Below are 4,480 nucleotides of genomic sequence, written 5' to 3'. Positions count from 1 at the left end.
CCCGCGCACCTGGGTGGTCCGGCTGCTCCGGCGATCGAGGAGCGCCCCGTCAGGGGCGCGGGGAACTGCGCGACCAGCCCCCACGCACCCGCAGACGAACCACCGGCCCGGCGCCCCCCCCCGGGGGGGGGCAACCGTCAGCGGCCGTTGAACGCGTCCTTCAGCCGGGAGAACAGGCCTTGCTGCCCGGGCTGACTGTGCCTGCCCGGGGGCAACCCCCGGACCCCCGGCCGAACCAGGGCGTCAGCGGCCGTTGAACGCGTCCTTCAGCCGGGAGAACAGGCCCTGCTGCCCGGGCTGGAACTGCCCCGTCGGGCGTTCCTCGCCGCGCAGCTTCGCCAGCTGGCGCAGCAGATCCTCCTGCTGCGGATCCAGCTTCGTCGGCGTCATGACCTCGACGTGGACGATCAGATCGCCCCGCCCGCCGCCCCGCAGATGCGTCACACCGCGCGCGTGCAGCGGGATGGACTGGCCCGACTGCGTGCCGGGACGGATGTCCACCTCCTCCATGCCGTCCAGCGTCTGCAACGGCACCTTCGTGCCGAGCGACGCCGCCGTCATGGGGATCGTCACCGTGCAGTGCAGATCGTCGCCACGGCGCTGGAAGACGTCGTGGTTGAGCTCGTGGATCTCCACGTACAGATCACCGGCGGGGCCGCCGCCGGGGCCGACCTCGCCCTCGCCCGCGAGCTGGATCCGGGTGCCGTTGTCGACACCGGCCGGGATCTTGACCGTGAGCGTACGGCGCGAGCGGATGCGGCCGTCACCGGCGCACTCCGGGCACGGCGTGGGCACGACGGTCCCGAAGCCCTGGCACTGGGGGCAGGGGCGGGAGGTCATGACCTGGCCGAGGAAGGAGCGGGTGACCTGGGAGACCTCGCCACGGCCGCGGCACATGTCACACGTCTGCGCCGAGGTGCCGGGTGCGGCGCCCTCGCCGGAGCAGGTCGTACAGACGACCGCCGTGTCGACCTGGATGTCCTTGGTCGTACCGAAGGCCGCCTCGTTGAGGTCGATCTCCAGCCGGATCATGGCGTCCTGGCCGCGACGGGTGCGCGAACGGGGCCCGCGCTGCGCCGCGTTGCCGAAGAACGCGTCCATGATGTCCGAGAAGTTCCCGAAGCCGCCCGCGCCGAAGCCGCCGGCACCACCGCCGCCGGAGGACGACAGGGGGTCCCCGCCGAGGTCGTAGACCTGCTTCTTCTGCGGGTCCGAGAGGACCTCGTAGGCGGCGTTGATCTCCTTGAAGCGCTCCTGCGTCTTCGGGTCCGGATTCACATCCGGGTGGAGTTCACGCGCCAGGCGCCGGAACGCCTTCTTGATCTCGTCCTGCGACGCGTCGCGGCGTACGCCCAGTACGGCGTAGTAGTCGGTGGCCACTTACGACTCCGCCAGGATCTGTCCGACGTAACGTGCCACTGCGCGTACCGCTCCCATCGTTCCGGGGTAATCCATGCGGGTCGGTCCGACCACGCCGAGTTTCGCGACGGCTTCGCCGCCCGAACCGTAGCCGACCGAGACGACGGACGTGGAGTTCAGCCCTTCATGGGCGTTCTCATGCCCGATTCGTACGGTCATGCCCGATTCTTTGGCCTCGCCGAGCAGCTTGAGGAGCACGACCTGCTCCTCCAGCGCCTCCAGCACCGGCCGAATAGTCAGGGGGAAGTCGTGTCCGAAGCGGGTGAGATTGGCGGTGCCGCCGATCATCAGCCGCTCCTCGGTCTCCTCCACCAGGGTTTCGAGCAGGGTGGCGAGCACCGTCGAAACGGTTCCTCGGTCCTCCGGCTCGAAGGATTCCGGGAGATCCTGCACCAGCTGCGGGACGTCCGCGAAGCGGCGCCCCACCACCCGGCTGTTGAGCCGGGCCCGCAGATCCGCCAGCGAGGTCTCGCCGAACGGCGCCGGGCAGTCGACCATCCGCTGCTCGACCCGCCCGGTGTCCGTGATGAGCACCAGCATCAGCCGGGCCGGGGCCAGCGACAGCAGCTCCACGTGCCGCACGGTGGACCGTGTCAGCGACGGGTACTGCACGACGGCGACCTGCCGGGTCAGCTGCGCCAGCAGCCGGACCGTGCGCGCCACCACGTCGTCGAGGTCGACGGCGCCGTCCAGGAAGTTCTGGATGGCCCGCCGCTCCGGCGACGACAGCGGCTTGACGCCCGCGAGCCGGTCGACGAACAGCCGGTAGCCCTTGTCCGTGGGGATACGGCCGGCGCTGGTGTGGGGCTGGGCGATGAAGCCCTCCTCCTCCAGCACGGCCATGTCGTTGCGCACGGTCGCCGGCGAGACGCCCAGCTTGTGCCGCTCGGTCAGGGCCTTCGAGCCCACCGGCTCCTCGGTCCCGACGTAGTCCTGGACGATCGCGCGCAGGACTTCGAGTCTGCGTTCACTGAGCACCGCGCACACCTCCAGCTGTCGTCCCTGGGCGCTCTGTCCTGGCACTCTGCGCGTTCGAGTGCCAGCGATCCCCGGCCAGTGTACGGCCGACCGGTACACCCCTAGCAAGGGCGGGCGCCCGTGACGCTCGCGGCGCGCTCGAACACCGTCCCCGGCCGCCCCGGGATAGCGTCACGTCATGGACGTCGGTTGGGAAGAGTTCGGCTGGGAGCGGCTGGGCGACGGCGTGGGCCGCCGCCGGCTGCCGGGGTGGGACGCGACGGCGGGCCTGGTCGCGGGCGAGGACGCGGTCCTGCTGTACGACACGGGCTCGACCCTGCGCGAGGGCGCCGAGCTGCGCGCCCAGGCGCAGGCGCTGCTCGGGCGCCGGGTGACGCATATCGCACTCAGCCATCCCCACTTCGACCATGTGCTCGGCACGGCCGCGTTCTCGGGGGCCGAGGTGTACGGGGCGGTGGGGATCGACCGGGTCCTGGACGGGGACGCCCTGCGGACCGACGCCGTCGCGCACGGGGTGCCGGCCGCGCAGGCCGCCGAGGCGGCGGACCTGCTGGTGCGCCCCCAGCACTTCGTGTCGGGCGAGTGGACGCTGGAACTGGGCGGGCGGCAGGTGCTGCTGGCGAACGTGGGCCCCGGGCACACCGGCCACGACCTGGCCCTGCTGGTCCCCGGCACCCCCGGCTCGCCCGAGATCGTCTTCTGCGGCGACCTGGTCGAGGAGTCCGGCGAGCCGCAGGCGGGACCGGACGCGGTCCGCACCCGCTGGCCCGCCGCCCTGGACCGGCTGCTCGGCCTGGGCGGCGAGGACGCGGTGTACGTGCCGGGGCACGGGGCGGTGGTGGACGCGGCGTTCGTACGGGCCCAGCGGGACCGGCTCGCGGGAGAGTTCGGCGTGTCGTAACGGCGTACACCCATATGGGCACATGGACCGCCCGTATTCTCATCAGAATGCGCAGCTACAGCCCGGACCTGACTCCGCCCTGGAAGAAGGGGTCCCCGGCCCCCGAGGTGCCTGCCGAGCTCGACCTGGTCGTCGAGGAGGTGACGACCGGGTTCTGCGGGGCGGTGCTCCGCTGCGAGGCGGGGACGGTGACGCTGGAGGACCGCTTCGGCAAGCAGCGTGTGTTCCCGCTGGCGACCCGGGGGTTCCTGCTGGAGGGGAAGGTGGTCACGCTGGTACGCCCGCCCGCGCCCACGCCCTCGCGCCCGGCGCGCACCGCCTCGGGCTCCGTGGCGGTCCCGGGGGCGCGGGCGCGGGTGGCGCGCGCGGGGCGCATCTACGTCGAGGGGCGCCATGACGCGGAGCTGGTGGAGAAGGTGTGGGGCGACGACCTCCGGATCGAGGGCGTCGTGGTCGAGTACCTGTCGGGCATCGACGACCTCCCCGCGATCGTCGCGGAGTTCGCCCCCGGCCCCGACGCGCGCCTGGGCGTCCTGGTCGACCACCTGGTCCCCGGCTCCAAGGAGTCCCGGATCGCGGCGGCGGTCACCGGTGAACACGTGCTGGTGGCCGGGCACCCCTACATCGACGTGTGGGAGGCGGTGAAGCCGGCGGCCGTGGGGATCGCGGGGTGGCCGGTGGTGGCGCGGGGCGAGGACTGGAAGACGGGGGTGTGCCGGGCGCTGGGGTGGCCGGTGAACACGGGGGCGGCGTGGCAGCGGATTCTGGCGGGGGTGCGGAGTTATCGGGACCTGGAGCCGGAGTTGCTGGGGCGGGTGGAGGAACTGATCGACTTCGTGACGATCCCCTAGCCCCTCCGGGGGCAGGGCTCCGCCCCGAGACCTCTTCCATCGAGCCCGCCTGCGACCCGGTGGGGGTTGCTCGCGCAGTTCCCCGCGCCCCTGAAGATGCCGCTGCGCGGCAATCCCCTGGGCGCCCCGAAGGGGCGCATCCCAGGGGCGCGGGGAACTGCGCGATCAGCCCCCACCGGGCCCGCAGCCAAACACCGAGCCCTGAAGGGGCGCGGGGAACTGCGCGAGCAACCCCCACGCACCCGCAGACGAAGACCGCCCCGGACCGGGGTCAGTCCACCAGATTCCGCACCACCCCGTCCGCCAACAACCTCCCCCGCAACGTCAGCAC

General features: G+C 72.4%; 4 protein-coding genes. 2 read left to right on the top strand and 2 right to left on the bottom strand.

Features of this window, described 5'->3' with window-relative positions:
* Positions 1-243 precede the first annotated feature (243 nt).
* Together dnaJ and hrcA are read right to left on the bottom strand one after the other, a co-directional pair.
* Positions 244-1,380: a molecular chaperone DnaJ gene (dnaJ, locus tag ACJA3G_RS31100; RefSeq protein ID WP_406556378.1), complete on the bottom strand. Its 1,137-nt coding sequence runs from the start codon at positions 1,378-1,380 to the stop codon at positions 244-246.
* Positions 1,381-2,397 (bottom strand): heat-inducible transcriptional repressor HrcA, encoded by a 1,017-nt coding sequence (hrcA, locus tag ACJA3G_RS31095; protein WP_406556377.1) that lies wholly within the window; start codon positions 2,395-2,397, stop codon positions 1,381-1,383.
* A gap of 178 nt (positions 2,398-2,575) precedes the next feature.
* Between hrcA and ACJA3G_RS31090 the strand changes: the two genes are divergently transcribed.
* Together ACJA3G_RS31090 and ACJA3G_RS31085 are read left to right on the top strand one after the other, a co-directional pair.
* On the top strand, positions 2,576-3,298 hold the full coding sequence (locus ACJA3G_RS31090; protein WP_406556376.1) for an MBL fold metallo-hydrolase: 723 nt from the start codon (positions 2,576-2,578) through the stop codon (positions 3,296-3,298).
* 47 nt (positions 3,299-3,345) lie between these two features.
* Positions 3,346-4,149: a DUF3097 domain-containing protein gene (locus tag ACJA3G_RS31085; protein ID WP_406556375.1), complete on the top strand. Its 804-nt coding sequence runs from the start codon at positions 3,346-3,348 to the stop codon at positions 4,147-4,149.
* Positions 4,150-4,480 lie beyond the last annotated feature (331 nt).

The organism is Streptomyces sp. YS-3, from assembly GCF_045257485.1.
GTDB lineage: Bacteria > Actinomycetota > Actinomycetes > Streptomycetales > Streptomycetaceae > Streptomyces.
The sequence above is the reverse complement of the archived record's forward strand: the minus strand, read 5'-3'. Positions and strand labels throughout refer to the sequence as shown.